This window comes from Dietzia sp. SYD-A1, assembly GCF_015356725.1.
Taxonomy (GTDB): Bacteria; Actinomycetota; Actinomycetes; order Mycobacteriales; family Mycobacteriaceae; genus Dietzia.
On the sequence record NZ_JADDKI010000540.1, the window covers coordinates 1 to 1,145 of the forward strand.

Below are 1,145 nucleotides of genomic sequence, written 5' to 3' on the forward strand. Positions count from 1 at the left end.
GCGACGCCCGCCGCCCCGCCGGACAGGGCCAACGCCCGGACCAGGTCCCGCGCGGCACCGAACGACGCGACGATGACGGTGATGCGACCGAGGGCGTCGAGCGCACGGAGTCGACGGATCTCGGCCACCACGGGGGAGTCAGCGACTCGAGAGTCGGCGGCGGGGGACTGGGGGCCGGTCACATCGCCATCGTGCCGCACGACTACGACAGGTCGGTTCACCCCGTGCCGATCACGGCTACCGCGGCCGCCGCCCACCGCGCGGGGTCCACCGCGATCCCCGGGTGGTCCTGACGGTGGGGGATCACCGCCTCGACCACACGGAAGGGCAGGTCCAGGACCGGGTCTCGGGGATCGAGGTCGGGGCGACACCCCGAGACGAGCTCCCGGTAGATCCCCCGCAGCTCGGAGCGGGCGGCGCGGAACTCGTCGAAGTCCTCCCCTGCCAGCTCGGGGAGCACGTACAGCATCCCGATGTTCCAGCGCGAGGCGAGAAGCCCCTCGACGTCGATCGTCGCCAGTTCCAGGAGGACCTCCACCGGATCCCGGCACCCGTCGCGCAACTCCCGGGCCCTGTCCAGGGTGGGGCGCACCGTCGTGTCGAGGAGGGAGACGAGGATCGCGGCCTTGGTGGGGAAGTGCGTGTACAGCGAGGCCTGCCGCAACCCCACGGCGTCGGCGATGGCCCGGGTCGAGGTCGCCGTGTACCCGCGGGTGGTGAACAACTCCGCCGCCGCGTCCAGGATCTCCTCGGCCGGGGTGGCCCCGGGACGCCGCCGGTCCACGAGGCGGGGTCGTCCGGGTGAGGACACGGTGCTCCTCTCTGATGGAGACCCGGGATACGGGTCCTAGGGGGTGACGCTGCGATCCATCGTGACACGGAGGAACTCGAACCGGTGCGCCGTGGGATCGACGCTCCGGCGAGGGGGCACCGGCATCGAGGAGACCGCGGCCTGGACCCACGACCCGCGATCGGTCCGGGTGAAGTCGAGATCCACCCCGTGGGCGCGCGCGGCGAGGAGCGCGGCGACCGCGGCGGCGCGCCCGTTGCCCTCACGGAAGGGGTGGACGTAGTTGAACCGCGCGTACCAGTTGGCCAGTGCGATCGCGACCGTCGTCGCCCGGGCGGCGGTACCGGGCGCCGAG

General features: G+C 72.9%; 3 protein-coding genes. All 3 read right to left on the reverse strand.

What is annotated here, in order from left to right; genetic code table 11:
* A partial coding sequence (locus IY392_RS16605) for a hypothetical protein (RefSeq protein ID WP_194861820.1) occupies window positions 1–182 on the reverse strand: 182 nt, incomplete at its 3' end.
* Between the two features lie 35 nt (window positions 183–217).
* On the reverse strand, window positions 218–811 hold the full coding sequence (locus IY392_RS16610) for a helix-turn-helix domain-containing protein (protein ID WP_309234206.1): 594 nt from the start codon (window positions 809–811) through the stop codon (window positions 218–220).
* Between the two features lie 36 nt (window positions 812–847).
* Window positions 848–1,145 (reverse strand): Fic family protein (locus IY392_RS16615; protein ID WP_194861821.1); only part of this gene is annotated, 298 nt, incomplete at its 5' end.